Annotated in this window: 18 protein-coding genes; 7 read left to right on the top strand and 11 right to left on the bottom strand. The window is 66.2% G+C overall.

Features of this window, described 5'->3' with window-relative positions:
• The first annotated feature begins 200 nt into the window (after positions 1-200).
• Positions 201-1889 (top strand): methyl-accepting chemotaxis protein, encoded by a 1689-nt coding sequence (locus tag XI04_RS30215; RefSeq protein WP_028141641.1) that lies wholly within the window; start codon positions 201-203, stop codon positions 1887-1889.
• Positions 1890-1953: 64 nt separating this feature from the next.
• On the opposite strand, the gene XI04_RS30210 is transcribed toward XI04_RS30215, so the two are convergent.
• From XI04_RS30210 to ygfZ, 7 genes are all read right to left on the bottom strand, one after another.
• On the bottom strand, positions 1954-4656 hold the full coding sequence (locus tag XI04_RS30210; protein ID WP_271608951.1) for a DUF2339 domain-containing protein: 2703 nt from the start codon (positions 4654-4656) through the stop codon (positions 1954-1956).
• 50 nt (positions 4657-4706) lie between these two features.
• Positions 4707-5675: an NUDIX hydrolase gene (locus XI04_RS30205; protein ID WP_038972109.1), complete on the bottom strand. Its 969-nt coding sequence runs from the start codon at positions 5673-5675 to the stop codon at positions 4707-4709.
• The gene (locus tag XI04_RS30200) at positions 5672-5857 is read right to left on the bottom strand and encodes a hypothetical protein (RefSeq protein WP_271608953.1); all 186 of its coding nucleotides are present in this window, start codon (positions 5855-5857) and stop codon (positions 5672-5674) included. The genes XI04_RS30205 and XI04_RS30200 overlap by 4 nt, the downstream gene beginning before the upstream one ends.
• A complete protein-coding gene (locus XI04_RS30195) occupies positions 5854-6360 on the bottom strand; it encodes a tyrosine phosphatase family protein (protein ID WP_028141638.1) in 507 nt (168 codons plus the stop codon). The genes XI04_RS30200 and XI04_RS30195 overlap by 4 nt, the downstream gene beginning before the upstream one ends.
• A gap of 163 nt (positions 6361-6523) precedes the next feature.
• On the bottom strand, positions 6524-7138 hold the full coding sequence (locus XI04_RS30190) for a YfbR-like 5'-deoxynucleotidase (RefSeq protein WP_104465681.1): 615 nt from the start codon (positions 7136-7138) through the stop codon (positions 6524-6526).
• Positions 7135-7761, bottom strand: a complete 627-nt coding sequence (locus tag XI04_RS30185) for a DNA-3-methyladenine glycosylase I (RefSeq protein ID WP_028141636.1) — start codon at positions 7759-7761, stop codon at positions 7135-7137. The genes XI04_RS30190 and XI04_RS30185 overlap by 4 nt, the downstream gene beginning before the upstream one ends.
• Positions 7758-8633 (bottom strand): CAF17-like 4Fe-4S cluster assembly/insertion protein YgfZ, encoded by an 876-nt coding sequence (gene ygfZ / locus XI04_RS30180; protein WP_038972106.1) that lies wholly within the window; start codon positions 8631-8633, stop codon positions 7758-7760. The genes XI04_RS30185 and ygfZ overlap by 4 nt, the downstream gene beginning before the upstream one ends.
• A 101-nt stretch (positions 8634-8734) precedes the next feature.
• On the opposite strand from ygfZ, the gene XI04_RS30175 reads away from it, so the two are divergent.
• The 5 genes from XI04_RS30175 (at position 8735) to XI04_RS30155 (ending at position 12828) form a co-directional block, all read left to right on the top strand.
• Positions 8735-10069, top strand: coding sequence for a dihydroorotase (locus XI04_RS30175; protein WP_271608955.1), 1335 nt, complete (start codon positions 8735-8737; stop codon positions 10067-10069).
• A gap of 171 nt (positions 10070-10240) precedes the next feature.
• Positions 10241-11110 (top strand): sulfurtransferase, encoded by an 870-nt coding sequence (locus tag XI04_RS30170; RefSeq protein WP_271608956.1) that lies wholly within the window; start codon positions 10241-10243, stop codon positions 11108-11110.
• Positions 11111-11185: 75 nt separating this feature from the next.
• Positions 11186-11878, top strand: a complete 693-nt coding sequence (locus XI04_RS30165) for an RNA polymerase sigma factor (RefSeq protein WP_038951206.1) — start codon at positions 11186-11188, stop codon at positions 11876-11878.
• Positions 11879-11965: 87 nt separating this feature from the next.
• Positions 11966-12499 (top strand): DUF4142 domain-containing protein, encoded by a 534-nt coding sequence (locus XI04_RS30160; RefSeq protein ID WP_028141631.1) that lies wholly within the window; start codon positions 11966-11968, stop codon positions 12497-12499.
• A gap of 8 nt (positions 12500-12507) precedes the next feature.
• Entirely contained in the window at positions 12508-12828 is a 321-nt protein-coding gene (locus tag XI04_RS30155; RefSeq protein ID WP_271623876.1) for a cupredoxin domain-containing protein, read from the top strand.
• A gap of 194 nt (positions 12829-13022) precedes the next feature.
• On the opposite strand, the gene XI04_RS30150 is transcribed toward XI04_RS30155, so the two are convergent.
• The 4 genes from XI04_RS30150 to XI04_RS30135 all read right to left on the bottom strand — a co-directional run bounded on the left by XI04_RS30150 (position 13023) and on the right by XI04_RS30135 (position 14963).
• Entirely contained in the window at positions 13023-13289 is a 267-nt protein-coding gene (locus tag XI04_RS30150; protein WP_018323382.1) for a hypothetical protein, read from the bottom strand.
• A 255-nt stretch (positions 13290-13544) separates the two neighbouring features.
• Positions 13545-13922, bottom strand: coding sequence for a TIGR02301 family protein (locus XI04_RS30145; RefSeq protein ID WP_038972104.1), 378 nt, complete (start codon positions 13920-13922; stop codon positions 13545-13547).
• Between the two features lie 102 nt (positions 13923-14024).
• Positions 14025-14459, bottom strand: a complete 435-nt coding sequence (locus XI04_RS30140) for an NUDIX hydrolase (protein ID WP_095426947.1) — start codon at positions 14457-14459, stop codon at positions 14025-14027.
• 3 nt (positions 14460-14462) lie between these two features.
• On the bottom strand, positions 14463-14963 hold the full coding sequence (locus tag XI04_RS30135; RefSeq protein WP_018323385.1) for a hypothetical protein: 501 nt from the start codon (positions 14961-14963) through the stop codon (positions 14463-14465).
• 63 nt (positions 14964-15026) lie between these two features.
• Here XI04_RS30135 and XI04_RS30130 point away from each other — a divergent pair, with 63 nt between their 5' ends.
• Positions 15027-15788 carry an SOS response-associated peptidase gene (locus tag XI04_RS30130; RefSeq protein ID WP_095426948.1) on the top strand — a complete coding sequence of 254 codons (762 nt, stop codon included), beginning with the start codon at positions 15027-15029 and terminating at the stop codon, positions 15786-15788.
• Positions 15789-15830: the final 42 nt, after the last annotated feature.

Below are 15830 nucleotides of genomic sequence, written 5' to 3'. Positions count from 1 at the left end.
TGCGGAGAAAATAGCGTCCGAAGAGGCCGACCCGTAGTTTTACGTAGGCTCCTGTTAACGCCTGCTTGCAATTATGGGGCGCAATCTTACGGGATAAGAACCAGCCAGCATTGTTGAACTGACCTCCGCCCGGTCGTCCGTCGTGACGCCTGCGGCGCGGGTGACGTGCGTGCTGCCAGGATATCATCGGGATTTGTGTGATGTCGAAGTTGTCGATCGTCTTCAAGCTTCTGGCCGTGTTATCGGTCCTCGTGCTGTCACTCGCCGGCGTCGGCGTGACGGCGATCGGCACCATGCAGAACATCAATGCTCATACCGTCGAGATCGCGGAGAGCTGGCTGCCGAGCGTGCGTGCGCTCGGCTCAATGCGCGCCGACATCAACGAGCTGCGCGTCGCGCTGCGTCTGCACCTGATGCAGGACACCGCCGAAGGCAAGGAAGCCGCCGAGAAGCGCCTCGGCTCGTTGCGTGAGCGCATCGAGAAGACGCGCAAGGTCTACGAGCCGCTGATCACGGCCGCCGAAGAGCGCGCGCTCTATGAGCAATGGAGCAAGGCGTGGGGCGAATATCTGAACGGCGTGCAGGAGACCATGGCGCTGTCGCGCAAGAGCGTCGGCCGCTTCCCGACCGACGCCAACGAGATGTTGCAGACCAAGGTCGCCAAGATGGCTCAGGCCGCCGATCCCCTGCTTCAGAAGGGCATCGAGCTCAATAACCAGGGCGCCGAGCTGGAGACCAAGCAGGCGGCCGACAGTTACGCCACGATCTTCCGCGTCCTGGTCGGCATCATCGTGCTCTCGGTCGTGATCGCGATCGGCGCAGCCTATTATCTCGTGCGCGACGTCTCTCGCGGCATCGCCTCGATCATTCGTCCGATGCAGTCGCTCGGCGAAGGAGACCTCTCGGCCGAAGTGCCGCATCGCGGCGAGAAGACCGAGATCGGCTCGATGGCGGATGCGCTTCAGATCTTCAAGGAGGCACTGATCGCCAAGAAGGCCGCCGATGAGGCGGCTGCTCGCGACGCCGAGGCCAAAATCGAACGCGGCCGCCGCGTCGATGCCATCACGCGCAATTTCGAGGCCATGATCGGCGAGGTCGTCGAGACCGTGTCGTCGGCCTCGACCGAGCTCGAGGCCTCCGCGGCCACGTTGAGCGGCACGGCGCAGCGCGGCCAGGAACTCGCAACCGTCGTTGCGGCAGCATCCGAGGAAGCCTCCACCAACGTCCAGGCGGTGGCGTCCGCCTCGGAAGAGCTGTCGTCCTCGATCACCGAGATCAGCCGCCGCGTGCAGGATTCGGCACGGATGGCCGCGGAAGCCGTCGAGCAGGCGGCGCGGACCAACGATCGCGTCAACGCGCTGTCGCAGGCGGCCTCCCGCATCGGCGACGTCGTCGAGCTCATCAACACCATCGCCGGCCAGACCAACCTCCTGGCGCTCAATGCGACCATCGAAGCGGCGCGCGCAGGCGAAGCCGGTCGCGGCTTTGCCGTCGTCGCCTCCGAGGTCAAGGCGTTGGCCGAGCAGACCGCGAAGGCCACCGGCGAGATCGGGGCGCAGGTTTCCGGCATCCAGTCGGCCACACAGGAATCCGTCAGCGCCATCCAGGAGATCGGCGGCACCATCGAGCGGTTGTCCGAGGTGTCCTCGGCCATCGCCGCCGCCGTCGAGGAGCAGGGCGCCGCGACGCAAGAGATTTCGCGCAACGTCCAGCAGGCCGCGCTCGGCACGCAGGAAGTCTCGTCCAACATCACCGACGTGCAGCGCGGCGCGATCGACACCGGCTCGGCCTCGGGCGAAGTGCTCTCGGCGGCGAAATCGCTGGCGACCGACAGCACCCGCCTGAAGGTCGAGGTCGCGCAGTTCCTGGAATCGGTCCGCGCGGCCTGATCTTCAGGAGCATGATCCGGAAAAGTGTGAAAGCGGTTTTCCGAAGAGATCTTGCTCAAATAATTCAGCTGGTCGCCTGCGGAGCCGGCGGCGGTGCGACCTGCCGCCGGAACAGGATGCGCTGGTAGAGCCAGCCGATTGCGACCAGCACGACGCCGAGGCACATGAACGACAGCGCGCGGTAGACGCCTGTCAGCGTCGACATGTCGATGACGAAGGCCTTCAGGATCGTCAGTGCGATGACGGCAGCCGAGGCCAGCCGTGCACGCTCCGAGTTGACGAGAATGCCGACGCCCAGCAACAGCACGCCGAAGGCGAGCCAGCCGATCGAATAAGTGTATTGCTCGGCGCCCGTCGTCCCGCCGGTGGAGAGGATCGGGCCGTGATAGAAGCGGCGGATCTCCAGCGTGACATAGGCGAGCGCGAACACGAGCGCGCCACCGGCGATGGTGTTGGCGTAGACTTTGCCACGCTCGCCGACCACCGCATAGGACAGCAGCAGCATCAGCGCCGCCGGCAGCGCATAGCCGAGCAGCAGCAGGTTGAACACGGCGCCGCCGACGTCGATGCGCCAGATCAGCGGGTTCTCCAGGATCAGGAGGCCGAACACGCTGATGAGCCCGCCGATCGCCGTCAGCACGACCGCGCCGACATTGTGCACGATGCTGCGGCTGCGCAGCTGCAAGCGCTCCAGCCCGATCGCCATCGCGAGCGTGACGCAGACTTGCAGCGCGAATTCGAGCAGCGACGGCGGCGAGGTCATCCGGCCGTTGGTCGCAAAGTGCCGGATCTCCATGAAGGCGAGCAGGGCGGTGAAGAGGATCGCCGCGGTCTCGACCATGCGTAGCGGCGCATCGTCGGCGCGGCGGCGCAGGAAGATGCTCGCGGCCCAGAACGAGGCCGCCGGCAGGCCGTAGCCCCAGAGCAGCCAGTTGAAGATCGGCGTGGTCCCGACGGCGTCGCCGACGATGCGCGGATCATAGCCGATGCGCGCGGTGACGATGCCGGCGAAGATGGCGGCGAGCCAGCGCAGGAACGGGATCGGCCGCTGCATCGAGATCCAGGCGGTGCCGAGCGACATCAGCGCCAGCGCGATCGTCAGCCAGCCCTTCTCCAGCGCGAAGGTCAGCGCCAGCGCCAGCGCTCCGAGCGTGCCGGTCGCGAACAGGGCCGTGGAGACGGTGACGCCCGGCCGGGTTTCGCGGCGCGTGAGCGCTTCGGTCGCAGCACCAAAGGCGGCTGCGAGCAGCACCGCGAGGATCGCGAACGGGATCGAGCGGTCGAGATGGGCGATGCGGGCGTAGAGCGCGATGAGGATCGCGATCGGCGTGGCGACGGCTGCGGCCGACCACACCACGGGAATGATTGCCGAGTTCGAGCGGCCCTGCGCGAGGAAGCCGGCAACGCCGAAGCCGATGGCGAAGATCGCGGCCATCATCAGATGGAGCGTCACGGAGCTGTCGATCGCGGTCGGCCCGATACCGGACATCGCGCCGCCCGGCAGCACCAGCATGTCGGGATTGGCGCGCACCGCCCATTCGGCGAACACGATGAAGACGGTCGCTGCCGCCGCGCCGAGCGCGCCGGTGGCCGCCGGCGCATGCCAGGCGACGAGAAGAGTCGCGCCTACGAGAAGCGTGAACGCGATCAGGGCCAGATCCGCATGTGCGCTCGACAGCACGATCAGCATGGCGCCGAACAGGTAGGCGCCGAGCGAGCTCGACGAGACCGGCTCGATCTCGCCGTCCTCGATGCTGGGGCCGAACATGAAGCCGCAGACGACGAGCAGCGCGGCGAGCACGAAGCCTGCGATGACGTGGAAGGCGTGCGGCGCGACTTGCAACTCTTCGCTATCCAGACCCGGGAAGACCCAGAGCACGGCAAAGGCGATCGTCGTGACCGCGAGCCAGCGCCACAGCCGGATGCGCGCGAGGCCGAAGCTCGCGGCGGTGACGATGGCGAGATAGATGTAGAGCGCCCAATAGTCCGGCTTGCCGCTGGAGACGAGCAGCGGCGTCACGAAGGCGCCGACCACGCCGAGGCCGGCGAGCGCCGGCCCGTGCAGCAGCGCGGCGGCGAGCGTGCACATGGCCACGATGCCGAGCAGCACGAAGGCGGTCGCGGGCACGAGGAAGCCGTAGAGCGCATAGGCGGCATAGATGGTCGCGAACGCCACCGCCGTACCCGCGGCGGTGAGAATCGCCGGGATGTTGGCGATCGGCAGCGCCTGGATGTTGGAAATGCTCTCCTTGCGCCGCGACCACTCGCCGGCCCCGAGCAGCGCAGCTGCGAACAGGCCACCCAGGAACACGCGCACGCCGGGGCCGAGCAGGCCGGCCTCGATCGAATAGCGCACCATGAAGAAGCCGCCGAGCGCGAGCGCAAGGCCGCCGATCCACACCACCCAGCGGGTGCCGAGCTGCTCCTCGAAGCCGGGCGCAGCGGCCGGCACGGGAGGTGGTGCGGCAGCCGCAGGGCCCGCTTCGAGCGGCGGCGGTGAAAGCTCTTCGGTGACGAGTGGAGGCGGTGCCGCTTCGGCTTCGGGTGCAAGCGGCGGCGACTCGGCGGCCGTCGTCGCGGGCGCAGGCGCTGGCTCCTGCACCGGCATGAGCGGCGGCGGCTGCACCTGCCGCTGCGCGTAGAACATCTCCTCGAGCGAATTCAGTCGCCGGCGCAGCTCGGCCGCCTGGCTGGAGGCCTTGATCGCGATCAGGAAGGCGGCGATCGCAATGATCCACGCAAAGACGTCAAACGGGCCGTCGAACATAAAGCCTCCAGGCGACCGGCGGGCAGGGGCCGGTCACGTAGTATGTCGGGTTAGCGCCGGGAGCGCACGCGCAAGCCCGGCGCGGGCCGCTCCTGGAGCACGTCGCGCCGGAAGCGATAGAGTGCCGCCGGCCGTCCGCCCGTCTGTGTCGACATCACCCCGGTCGGTTCGACCAGGGCTTCCATTTCGACCAGGCGGCGGAAATTCTGCTTGTGCAGGTGCCGGCCGGAGATTGCCTCGACCGTATGCTGCAGTTCGGTAAGTGTGAATTCGGGCGGCAAAAGTTCAAAGACGACAGGACGATACTTCAGTTTTGCACGCAGCCGCGCGATCGCCGTGGCGAGAATCCGGCGGTGATCGAACTGCATCGAGGTCCCGAGCGGGGGAAGCGTCTTGCGCGCTAATGCCGCAGGGCGGCCGTCGCGCCGCGCCTCCTCGACCAGCCCGGCCTCATACAACAGCTCGTAGCGGTCGAGCACGCGCTCCTCGTCCCAGGCCGCCCCGTCGAGGCCGAAATAGAACCGCACGCGATCCTTGCGCGGGAGTGCGCGCGTCGTGTCCGGGGTCTCCTCCGCCGCCCATTCGGTCAGCGCCGGAATGATGTCGCGGGCGATGATCGCGGGCGGCTCCTCGCGCCGGTCTTCCCAGGGAAAGAAGCGATACCATGGCGCGAAGCTCGCCGCATTGGCTGCAAGCTCGCCGTCGACCGCGCGCGTCAAGGCGAGATAGCCGATCGACACCATATGCGCGCCGGTGTCGCCGGCCTCGGCATGGCGGCCGCGATCACCGAATGTGTAGAGCTGCTCGACATAGCCGAGCCGCAAGCCCGCCTGTTCCTCGACCCAGGCGCGCAGGCCGATGTCGAAGGTGCGATGCGCGAGCGCGTCGAACGGGCCGAACGGCAGGCCGGCAAGCCCGTCACTGCCGCGCGCGGTGAGGATGAGGGGCTCATGCCCCTCGATCGCGACGATCGCCGCGGTCAGGCCGATCTCGATCGGCGTCAGCAGCTTATCGCTCATGCGATGATGATCGAGGAAGTTGCCACAAACTCGTCATGCCCGGGCTTGTGCCGGGCATCCACGTTCTTCGTGTCGCGAGAAAGTTCGTGGATGGCCGGGACAAGCCCGGCCATGACGACGTGGATGCGCCTGCGCATCAAAGTGAGCGCGGCGTTGCGGCTGCTATCCGACTCTCGCCTCATTCGAGCTCGATCACGAAGGGGCGGCCCTCGACCATCATCGCGCCCGGGCCGATCTCGTCGAGCGCGCGCAGCATGCGGCCGTTGCGTCCCAGGGCGCGGTCGGCAAGGCCGACGATGCGCCGGTTCGGCGAGGCGATCGGCGAGGCGGCGCGGATCTTCCTGGCGATCTCGAGCTCGTCGCGGTTCGGATTGAGCGCGCAGACCGCCGCGAACGCGCTCGCGGTGGAGCGGCTGATGCCGGCATAGCAATGCACCACCAGCGGCGCGCTACGGTCCCAGCCGCGCACGAAGTTCAGCACCTGATCGATGTGCGTCTCGGACGGTGCGGTAAAACCATCCATCTCCTCGGTGATGTCGTCCATCGACACCTTGAGATGGTTGGCGGGCAGCACGGACACCGGCCGCGCCACCTGCTCGACATTGGCCATCACGGTCAGCACGTGGCTGGCCCTGGTGAGGCGGACGGTTTCGGGAAGCGCGGCGAGGGAACAGACGTGGATCATGGCGGACCTTTTTGCCGCGATTATAGCCGGTGCCGTAGGGTGGGCAAAGCGACATGTCCGCCGTAGCTCGAAGAGCGAAGGCGCAAGCATGCCCACCACCTTTGTCGCAAACGCGAAAGGACGTGGGCACGGCGCAAGCGCGCCTTTGCCCACTCTGCGGCACCTACGCAAACACCGCGCCAAACCGCTCCAGAAACTGCTTCTCGGCTCGCGCCGCCGTCCAGGGCGTAAGGTAGTCGCGCCGGACGCTGTCGGAGAGGCCGGGATCCTTGCCGAACAGGCGCCGCGCCTCGCTCTCGCTGAAGCCGGCAAGCTCGGTCGCTTCCAGATAGGCTGCCCCGCGATCGGCGGCCTTGATCGCCAGCGTGACCTCCTCAGGCAGTACCGGCGGCAGGCCGAAGCGGATGTGGATGGCGCCGAGCAGGCGTTTCTCCACCGCCTTGTAATGGCCGTCGAGCACCGCCTTGAACGGCGAGATCATGTCGCCGATGACATATTCGGGCGCATCATGCAACAGCGCCGCGAGCCGCATGCGCTGGTCGACCCGCGGCATCTCGTGCCGCATCACGGTCTCCACCAGCAGCGTGTGCTGGGCGACCGAGAAGATGTGCGTGCCAACGGTCTGCCCGTTCCAGCGCGCGACGCGCGCCAGCCCGTGCGCGATGTCGGCGATCTCGACGTCGAGCGGGGAGGGATCGAGCAGATCGAGCCGCCGGCCCGACAGCATGCGCTGCCAGGCGCGGGACGCCACGTCGCGTGCAGTCTTCTTGGCCGTCATTTGACCTTGAGGCGCGGCTTGCGCTGCGTCTTGCTGCAGCTGGCGTGACAGTGGCAGTCGACGAGGTGGTCGTTGACCATGCCGGTCGCCTGCATGAAGGCATAGACGATGGTCGGGCCGACGAACTTGAAGCCGCGCGAGGACAGCTCCTTCGAGATTTGCACCGACAATGGCGTCGAGGCCGGCACGCTCGCGGTGGTCTTGAAATGATTGACGAGCGGCTTTCCGCCCATGAAGTCCCACAGCAGCTGCGAGAAGCCCGGGCCTTTCTCCATGATATCGAGATAAGACTTCGCGCTCGCGATCGTGCCGTCGATCTTGGCGCGGTTGCGCACGATGCCGGCATCGTTCATCAGCGCGTGGACCTTCTTGGCATTGTAGCGCGCGATCTTTTCCGGCTGGAAATCGTCGAAGGCTTTGCGGAAATTGTCGCGCTTGCGCAGGATGGTGATCCAGGACAGGCCGGCCTGGAAACCGTCGAGGATCAGCTTTTCGTACAGCGCGCGGTCGTCATATTCCGGCACGCCCCATTCGGTGTCGTGATAGGCAACGTAGAACGGGTCATCGCCCGGCCAGGGGCAGCGGGTCTTTCCGTCGGGATGCAGGCGAGGGGCTCGGCTCATGCGATGGGCTGCTTCGCAGGAATACGGACGACGTCAGGTTCTGCCAGCTTCAAGGCGAGGCCGCCTGCGGTGAGGGGTTGGCCGGCATCGAGCGCGTCGGCGACACGGTCGATGCGCACCAGGGCAATGCCCTTGCCGCCGGATGTCGAGCCGATGGTGCCGACCGGCTTGTCGCCGGCGAGAATGGTCGCGCCGGCTTCGGGCGAGGGACCGTCGAGCAGCACCTTCACGCTGCGGGTGCGCGCGGTGCCGCGATGCTGCATGCGCGAGACGACCTCCTGGCCGACATAGCAGCCCTTGTCGAAATCGACGCCGGCAAGGCGGTCCATGTTGGTCTCGTGCGGGAACGCATCGCTGTACATGAAATCGAGCCCGCCGCGCGGCACGCCGAGCGCGATGCGGTGCGCCTCGTAGTCGGCCGCATCGACCAGCTCGGCGCCGATGAGGTCGGAGAGCTTCTGCTTGAGATCTTCGGGGATCAGGATGCGATAGCCGAGCGTTTCGTTGCGTGGATCGGCGAAGGCAAGATCGGGCTGCGCCGCAGGCTGGCCGTCCCAGGCGGCGAGCACGCCGAGATCGAGGTTTTCCACCGTGACCTTGGCGCGCAGCTTGTAGAATTTTAGCTTGGTGGCGAAGCTCTCGGCCAGCGCCTTCGGGCAGTCGATCAGGAACCCGCCGCCGTGACCCGCGGGGACTTCCGTGATCAGGAAATCCACGATGATCTTGCCCTGCGGCGTCAGCAACGCGCCGAATCGCCCCAGCCCCGGTTTCAGCCTGTCGAGGTCGGTCGTGACCAGGCCGTTGAGGAAGTTGCGCGCATCCTCGCCCGCGACCTTGACCACGCCCCGGTCGGGAAGAAACGCTGATTTCATGCGAAAATCTCTTGCGACATGTTGCTCCGGAACGTAAGCCCGCGAGGCATAAACGACAAGACCTCGAGCCCTGCGCTTGGGGATGACAAGGGCCTTCAGCCATGACCCAGCGTTTCGATGTGATCCTCAAAGGCGGCACCGTCGTCAACCAGGACGGCGGGAATGTTCGCGATATCGGCATCACCGGCGGCCGCATCGCCGAGCTGGGGCCGTTGTCGCAGGCCTCGGCCGCGGAGGTCATCGACTGCAAGGGCCTGCACATCCTGCCCGGCGTGATGGACACGCAGGTGCATTTCCGCGAGCCCGGGCTGGAGCAGAAGGAAGACCTCGAGACCGGTTCGCGCAGCGCCGTGATGGGCGGCGTCACCGCCGTGTTCGAGATGCCGAACACCTCGCCGCTCACCGTGACTGAAGCCACCTTCACCGACAAGGTAAAGCGCGCCCATCACCGCATGCATTGCGATTTCGCCTTCTTCATCGGTGGCACCCGTGAGAACGTGCAGGACCTTCCGGTGCTGGAGCGCGCGCCGGGCTGTGCCGGCGTCAAGGTGTTCATCGGCTCCTCGACCGGCGCGCTGCTGGTGGAGGACGATGAAAGCCTGCGCCGCATCTTCCAGGTGATTCGCCGCCGCGCGGCCTTCCATGCCGAGGACGAATACCGCCTCAACGACCGCAAGTCGCATCGCATCGAAGGCGACCCGCGCTCGCATCCGGTGTGGCGCGACGAGACCGCGGCGCTGATGGCGACGCAGCGCCTCGTCAAGCTCGCGCACGAGACCGGCAAGCGCATCCATGTGCTGCACATCTCGACCAAGGAAGAGATCGAGTTTTTGCGCGATCACAAGGACGTCGCTTCCTGCGAAGCGACGCCGCACCACCTCACGCTCGCAGCCCCCGAATGCTACGAGCGGCTCGGCACGCTGGCGCAGATGAACCCGCCGGTGCGCGGCGCCGATCACCGCGCCGGCATCTGGCGCGGCATCGAGCAGGGTATCATCGACGTGCTCGGCTCCGACCACGCCCCGCATACGCTGGAGGAGAAGCTGAAGACCTATCCGGCCTCGCCCTCCGGCATGACCGGCGTGCAGACGCTGGTGCCGCTGATGCTCGATCACGTCAATGCGGGCCGGCTTTCCCTGGCGCGCTTCGTCGATCTCACCAGCGCCGGCCCCGCGCGCCTCTACAACATGGCCTGCAAGGGCCGCATCGCCGCCGGCTACGACGCCGACTTCACCATCGTCGACTTGAAGCGCAGCGAGACCATCACCAACAAATGGGTTGCGTCCAAGGCCGGCTGGACACCCTATGACGGGTTGCGAGTCACCGGCTGGCCCGTCGGCACCTTCATCCGCGGCCGCCGCGTGATGTGGCAGGGCGAGCTGGTGACGGCCTCGCAGGGCGAGCCGGTGCGGTTTCTGGAGACGCTGAAGCAGTAGGAGTAGGTCAAGCCTCTCCCTCTGCTGTCATGCCCCGGCTTGACCGGGGCATCAAGTACTCCGCGGCGATAGTTGGCTGATACGGCTGCTGCCTCTGGAACACTGGATTGCCCGCCTTCGCGGGAAATGACAGTGTGCCACGACGCACAAGCTCAAATTGGGAGAGGTCCAATGTCCCAGCCAGCCGCTCTCATCACCACCGAGCAGCTCGCCGCCATGCTCGGCGATCCCAGCCTGCGCCTCTACGACTGCACGACCTATAACGAACCTGTCCCACCCGGCAGTGACGTACCCTATCGCGCAGTCCCCGGCGACAAGACGTTCGAAGCCGGCCACATTCCGGGCGCCGACTTCCTCGACCTGCAAGGCGAGTTCTCCGACACCTCCGCGCAACAATTCTTCATGATGCCCAGCGTCGCCCAATTGGAGGCCGCCTTCGGCCGCCACGGCCTCGATGCGAGCAAGACCATCGTGCTCTACAGCATCGGCACGATGATGTGGGCGACGCGGTTCTGGTGGATGCTGCGCTCGCTCGGCGTCGATGCCCATGTGCTCGACGGCGGTCTCGACAAATGGAAGGAAGAGGGGCGGCCGATTGAGACAGGCGCGCCGAGGGGATATCCGGCCACCACCTTCAAGGCCGCGCCGCGCGCGGGCTTCTTCGTCGACAAGACGACCGTGAAGGCGCGGATCGGCGATCCCTCGACGGTCATCGTCAACGCGCTCGGGCCTCAGTTTCATCGCGGCCTCGAGCCGAGCCGCTACGGCCGGCCCGGCCGCGTTCCCGGCAGCGTCAACGTATCAGCCGCAACGCTCGTCAACGCCGACAAGACGCTGACCAGCCTGGCGGACGCCGAAGCGAAATTCACGGCCCAGGGTGTCACGCGCGACAAGAATGTAATCTGCTATTGCGGCGGCGGCATCTCGGCGACGATCGACCTGTTCCTGCTGACGCAGCTCGGCTACGACAGACTGACGCTCTACGACGCCTCGATGGGCGAATGGGCGAGGGATCCGGCGCTGCCGATCGAGACGGATTAGGTTTGGGAAAAGTCTGGAACCTTTTCCCCCGGCCGGCATCCAATGTCCGGAACCAATGGAGACAGGGTGCCCGCCATGCCAGGGACCGCAGCCGGCCTGTCCGCCGGCCTCAGGACGTCGGAATCCGAGCTGATCGAGCGCGCGCGGCGCCGTGACGAGGCTGCGCTCCGCGAGATCATGCAGGCCAACAACCGCAGGCTCTATCGCCTCGCCCGCGGCATCCTGCGCAGCGACAGCGAGGCCGAGGACGTGGTGCAGGAAACCTACGTCCGCGCCTTCACACATCTCGACGGTTTTCTGGGTGAAGCCGCGCTGTCGACCTGGTTGTCGCGCATTGCGATCAACGACGCGCTCGGACGCTTGCGCAGTCGGAAGCCGCAGGTCGAGCTGGGATCGGTGCCGGAGGCAACGCTGGAAGCACAGATCATCCAGTTTCCCCTTTCGTCCGCCGCAACCGATCCGGAAAAATCCATGGCCCAACGCGAGATCCAGCGCGTCGTCGAACACGCGGTCGATGAATTGCCCGACGTCTACCGCATGGTCTTCATCGCGCGGGTGATGGAGGCCATGAGCATGGAGGAGACGGCCGGGCTGCTCGGCATCAAGCCGGAGACCGTCAAGACGCGGCTGCATCGTGCGCGCACCCTGCTGCGCGAGAACGTCGAGAAGAAGATCGGCCCCGTCGTGATGGACGCGTTTCCGTTCGCCGGACAGCGCTGCGAGCGCCTGACCGAGGCCGTGCTGGGGCGCCTTGGCGTCGGGGCGTAATTTTTCGGAACGTTTGCTCGAAACTCGCATCCAATCCCTGTGAAGCAACGCGCCGGCCAGCGTCCGGCACCACAGGAGTATCGAGCCATGTTCACCCGACGGAGCGCGGCGATCGCCGCGGCAATTCTGTTGTCTGGCCCCGCGCTGCTGCAAAGCGCCGGCGCAGCCGACAAGCCCACCGATCCCCAGATCGCCCACATCGCCTACACCGCCGGCGTGATCGACATCAACGCCGCCAAGCAGGCGCAGAAGAAGGCACAGAACAAGGACGTCAAGGCGTTTGCCGAGGACATGCTGCGCGACCACGAGGCGGTCAACAAGCAGGCGCTCGCGCTGGTCAAGAAGCTGAACGTCACCCCTGAAGACAACGACACCAGCAAGTCGCTGTCGAAGCAGGCGAGCGACAAGCTGGCCGAGCTCGACAAGCTCAGTGGCGCCGCCTTCGACAAGGCCTATGTCGCCAACGAGGTCGCCTACCACAAGGCGGTCAACGGCGCGCTGGAGACCCAGCTGATTCCGTCGGCGAACAATGCGGAGCTGAAGAGCCTGCTGCAGACCGGCCTGAAGATCTTCCAGGGCCATCAGCAACACGCCGAGCACGTTGCGGCAGAGCTGAAATAGGGGAGGCAATGATGCCGGAGCGACAGGCTTCGATCGCCATAGCACTTGTCCTTGCGGCGATGGTCGCCCCGGCGCGCGCCGCGACCATCGAGATCACGATGGAGAACCTCGAGATATCTCCGGCCGATGTGTCGGCCAAGGTCGGCGACACCATCAATTGGATCAACAAGGACGTCTTCGCCCACACCGCCACGGCGAAGAATGGCGATTTCGACGTGACATTGCCGCCGAAGAAGTCGGCGACATCGGTTCTGAAGAAGGCGGGAGTGATCGACTATTACTGCCGCTATCATCCCAACATGAAAGCGACGCTCAAGGTCGAGCCGTGAGGGGAGGGAGCAGGTTCCTGATCGCCGCGGGAACATCTCCCGGCCGCCGCGAGACTAATGCTTGTCCGCGGCAAGCGGCTTCCGTGCGATAAACGCGGCAGACTTCGCGAAGGCTTTCGCCAAATCCGTTCGCAAAGTCATTCATCCGTTGACTGGCCCCGCCCGCGTGGCGGGGTCATTTTCGTGACGAGGGATTACTGCCTTGCGAGCGTGACCGAGAACTCGCCGTTGCGGATGCGGCCGGGAAAACCCTCGACGAACTTGGCGACCGCGTCCTCGCCGTAGGTGCCGACGAGTTCGGCGAAGGCCGCAAACAGGCTCGCCTGTGCAAGGCAGTCGCCGTCGACGCCCTCATGGCGCGCTTCGGCCCAGGCCTCGTTGAGATAACTCAGTGCGGCCTGCTTCTGCTCGTGATCGGGCAGCGGCGCGCGGTCGGGGGCGTAGGAAATCGGCTGGCTCATGAAACTCGATCGGGGCTGGGGCGCGATCCACGGCGATGCGCTGTGCGAGAGGTGTAGCACGCGCATTAACGACCGCTAGGCCACATCTTTAAGAACGGTTAACGGCTGTGTACAAAGTCGATGACAGGGTTCCAGCCACGCTGTCATTCCGGGGCGCGCGTAGCGCGAACCCGGAATCCATCGTGCCGCAGACACTGCCGCGAAATGGATTCCGGGCTCTCGCTACGCGAGCCCCGGAATGACAGTGGAGAGAACCTAGTTCGCGTAGCGCGCCGTGAGATCCCGCGAGATCTTCGAGCCTTCCTCGATGTATCGGCGGATCGCGACGGTGGCGGCGGGCGTGCAGCTCCGATAGGTCTGCTGAAAGCCGTTATAGCCGCGGTTGAAGCCGGCGATCATGCGGGTGCGGCGCTCCCCGGAGGGGGTTTCGGCATCGATCAGCGCCTGCATCTCGTTGCGCCATTTGTTGCCCTCGTTGGACCCGCAGATGCCGCGCAGATAGTGCAGCCCGCCGAGGATCTCGGCCAGCCGCTGCAAATCGGCGTCGAACGGCGCCGCCACGTCCTGGGCCCTCGTGGGCCCGGAGGCGCAGGCGAGAATCAGGGCAAAAATGACCAGAAATCGCGTCGACATCGGCGGGGTGTATGCCCCGTCGGGGCCGGGGAAGCAAGGTGAGCCACACGGGCGGTGCGCTCCCTCTCCCGCTCGCGGGAGAGGTGGAGCTCACGGCGCCAGCTAGGCTCCAATCAGCCGCGCGGCGGACTGGATGACCTCCTCCAGTCCTCCGGTCAGCTTGAGGTCTCCGGGGTCCGCCAGAGCGTCGGGGGCGATCCAGCGGTAGTCGTCGAGCTCGTCGTTCAGGACCGTCTCCCGGGCTACCCAGCGGGCGGCAAACGACATGATCAGATAATGGCCGGCGCCGGCCGCCGCCGGCAGCACCTCGCGCCAGCCGGCGAGGCCGACGATCGCGATGTCGAGCCCGGTCTCCTCGTCGACCTCGCGGCTCAGGGCCTGGTGCAGCGACTCGCCGAATTCGACCCGGCCGCCCGGTAGCGAATAGAAGCCCTTGGCGGGCGACCGGGCGCGGCGGGTCAGCAGCACCTTGCCGTCGCGGAAAATGGCGGCGCTGACGGCGAGCTGGGGATGGGTGGGCTGGACGACGGCAACCACAGCTCAGTTCGCCATGATGGTGTCGACGTCGGCTTCCGCCCCGCCATTGATGATGCCGCCGCAGGCGGCGATCAGCGGCTTGACCCAGAGCGTGGCCTGCTCGGCGAGGCGGACGCGGGTCGTGTCCTTTTCGACCTCGCGCATGGCCGAGCCGACCGCTGTCAGGATCGAGGTCATGGTATCGGTGATGTGGTCGAACTGGGCGCGCACGTTGGGGTTGGCCTTCTCATAGGCCTCGATGGCCAGGTCCCGCGCCTTGAAGTTCGATGCCGTGAAATGCTCGGCATAGGACAGCGGCGACCAGGTCAAGAAATCTTCCGCGCATTCCGGCATGTCCGGAACCATTTCCAGCAGCATCACGGCTTCATTGAAATGGTTGAGATAGTCGGTGGCAAGCCCGGTCCGCGGGTTGATATTGGCCACGCGCAGCCGCTCGGCCCAGTCGGCGGCCTCGGGGCCCGTCTGTGCATGCGTCCGCGCGGGTTGGGAGGCCGTTGAGCTCATCTGCCGCAGTGTTAACGTTCGGGGTTAAAAGGACCTGAACGGACCCTATATAGACACCTTGGGATGTGTGGACGCTTCGTCATAACTTCGGCCCCCGCGGCTTTGCGGCAACTGTTTGGCTACATCGAGCAGCCGAATTTCCCGCCCCGGTACAATGTGGCCCCGACACAACCGATTCCGGTCGTTCTGGCCGAGAACGGCGCGCGGCATTTTCGCCTGATGCGCTGGGGCCTGTTGCCGGGCTGGGTCAAGGACCCCAAGGGCTTTACGCTCTTGATCAATGCGCGCTCCGAGACGGTGCTGGAGAAGCCCGCCTTCAAACGCGCGATTCGCCGGCGGCGCGGCCTGATCCCGGCCGATGGCTATTACGAATGGAAGGTGGCGGACGGCCGCAAGCAGCCCTTCTTCATCCACCGCGCCGACGGTGCGCCGCTCGGCTTTGCCGCATTGTTCGAGACCTGGGCCGGGCCGAACGGTGAGGAGCTGGACACGGTCGCGATCGTCACGGCCGCGGCGGGCGAGGATCTCGCCGCCCTGCATGACCGCGTGCCCGTCACCATCAGCCCGCGCGATTTCGAGCGCTGGCTCGACATCAGGGGCGACGAGGTCGATGCGATCCTGCCGCTGATGACGGCGCCGCGCATCGGCGAATTCGCCTGGCACCCGGTCTCCACCCGCGTCAACCGCGTCGCCAATGACGACGATCAGTTGCTGCTGCCGATCAGCGCGGAGGAGATGGCGGCGGAAGCAGAGGCGGCGAAGCCAAAGAAGGCGGCGCGGAAAGCGGCGGCGTCATCTGATGACGGGCAGGGGTCGTTGTTCTAGCCAAGCTGGCGCCATTCACTCCGCCGTCGTCCCGGATCTGCG

The sequence above is a fragment of the Bradyrhizobium sp. CCBAU 11430 genome (assembly GCF_028128855.1).
GTDB classification, from domain to species: Bacteria; Pseudomonadota; Alphaproteobacteria; order Rhizobiales; family Xanthobacteraceae; genus Bradyrhizobium; species Bradyrhizobium ottawaense.
The sequence above is the reverse complement of the archived record's forward strand: the minus strand, read 5'-3'. Positions and strand labels throughout refer to the sequence as shown.

Excerpts from the sequence above, each read along its gene's own strand:
- XI04_RS30215 (WP_028141641.1), top strand. The coding sequence starts at position 201 with ATGTCGAAGTTGTCGATCGTCTTCAAGCTTCTGGCCGTGTTATCGGTC.
- XI04_RS30210 (WP_271608951.1), bottom strand. The coding sequence starts at position 4,656 with ATGTTCGACGGCCCGTTTGACGTCTTTGCGTGGATCATTGCGATCGCC.
- XI04_RS30205 (WP_038972109.1), bottom strand. The coding sequence starts at position 5,675 with ATGAGCGATAAGCTGCTGACGCCGATCGAGATCGGCCTGACCGCGGCG.
- XI04_RS30200 (WP_271608953.1), bottom strand. The coding sequence starts at position 5,857 with ATGAGGCGAGAGTCGGATAGCAGCCGCAACGCCGCGCTCACTTTGATG.
- XI04_RS30195 (WP_028141638.1), bottom strand. The coding sequence starts at position 6,360 with ATGATCCACGTCTGTTCCCTCGCCGCGCTTCCCGAAACCGTCCGCCTC.
- XI04_RS30190 (WP_104465681.1), bottom strand. The coding sequence starts at position 7,138 with ATGACGGCCAAGAAGACTGCACGCGACGTGGCGTCCCGCGCCTGGCAG.
- XI04_RS30185 (WP_028141636.1), bottom strand. The coding sequence starts at position 7,761 with ATGAGCCGAGCCCCTCGCCTGCATCCCGACGGAAAGACCCGCTGCCCC.
- ygfZ (WP_038972106.1), bottom strand. The coding sequence starts at position 8,633 with ATGAAATCAGCGTTTCTTCCCGACCGGGGCGTGGTCAAGGTCGCGGGC.
- XI04_RS30175 (WP_271608955.1), top strand. The coding sequence starts at position 8,735 with ATGACCCAGCGTTTCGATGTGATCCTCAAAGGCGGCACCGTCGTCAAC.
- XI04_RS30170 (WP_271608956.1), top strand. The coding sequence starts at position 10,241 with ATGTCCCAGCCAGCCGCTCTCATCACCACCGAGCAGCTCGCCGCCATG.
- XI04_RS30165 (WP_038951206.1), top strand. The coding sequence starts at position 11,186 with ATGCCAGGGACCGCAGCCGGCCTGTCCGCCGGCCTCAGGACGTCGGAA.
- XI04_RS30160 (WP_028141631.1), top strand. The coding sequence starts at position 11,966 with ATGTTCACCCGACGGAGCGCGGCGATCGCCGCGGCAATTCTGTTGTCT.
- XI04_RS30155 (WP_271623876.1), top strand. The coding sequence starts at position 12,508 with ATGATGCCGGAGCGACAGGCTTCGATCGCCATAGCACTTGTCCTTGCG.
- XI04_RS30150 (WP_018323382.1), bottom strand. The coding sequence starts at position 13,289 with ATGAGCCAGCCGATTTCCTACGCCCCCGACCGCGCGCCGCTGCCCGAT.
- XI04_RS30145 (WP_038972104.1), bottom strand. The coding sequence starts at position 13,922 with ATGTCGACGCGATTTCTGGTCATTTTTGCCCTGATTCTCGCCTGCGCC.
- XI04_RS30135 (WP_018323385.1), bottom strand. The coding sequence starts at position 14,963 with ATGAGCTCAACGGCCTCCCAACCCGCGCGGACGCATGCACAGACGGGC.
- XI04_RS30130 (WP_095426948.1), top strand. The coding sequence starts at position 15,027 with ATGTGTGGACGCTTCGTCATAACTTCGGCCCCCGCGGCTTTGCGGCAA.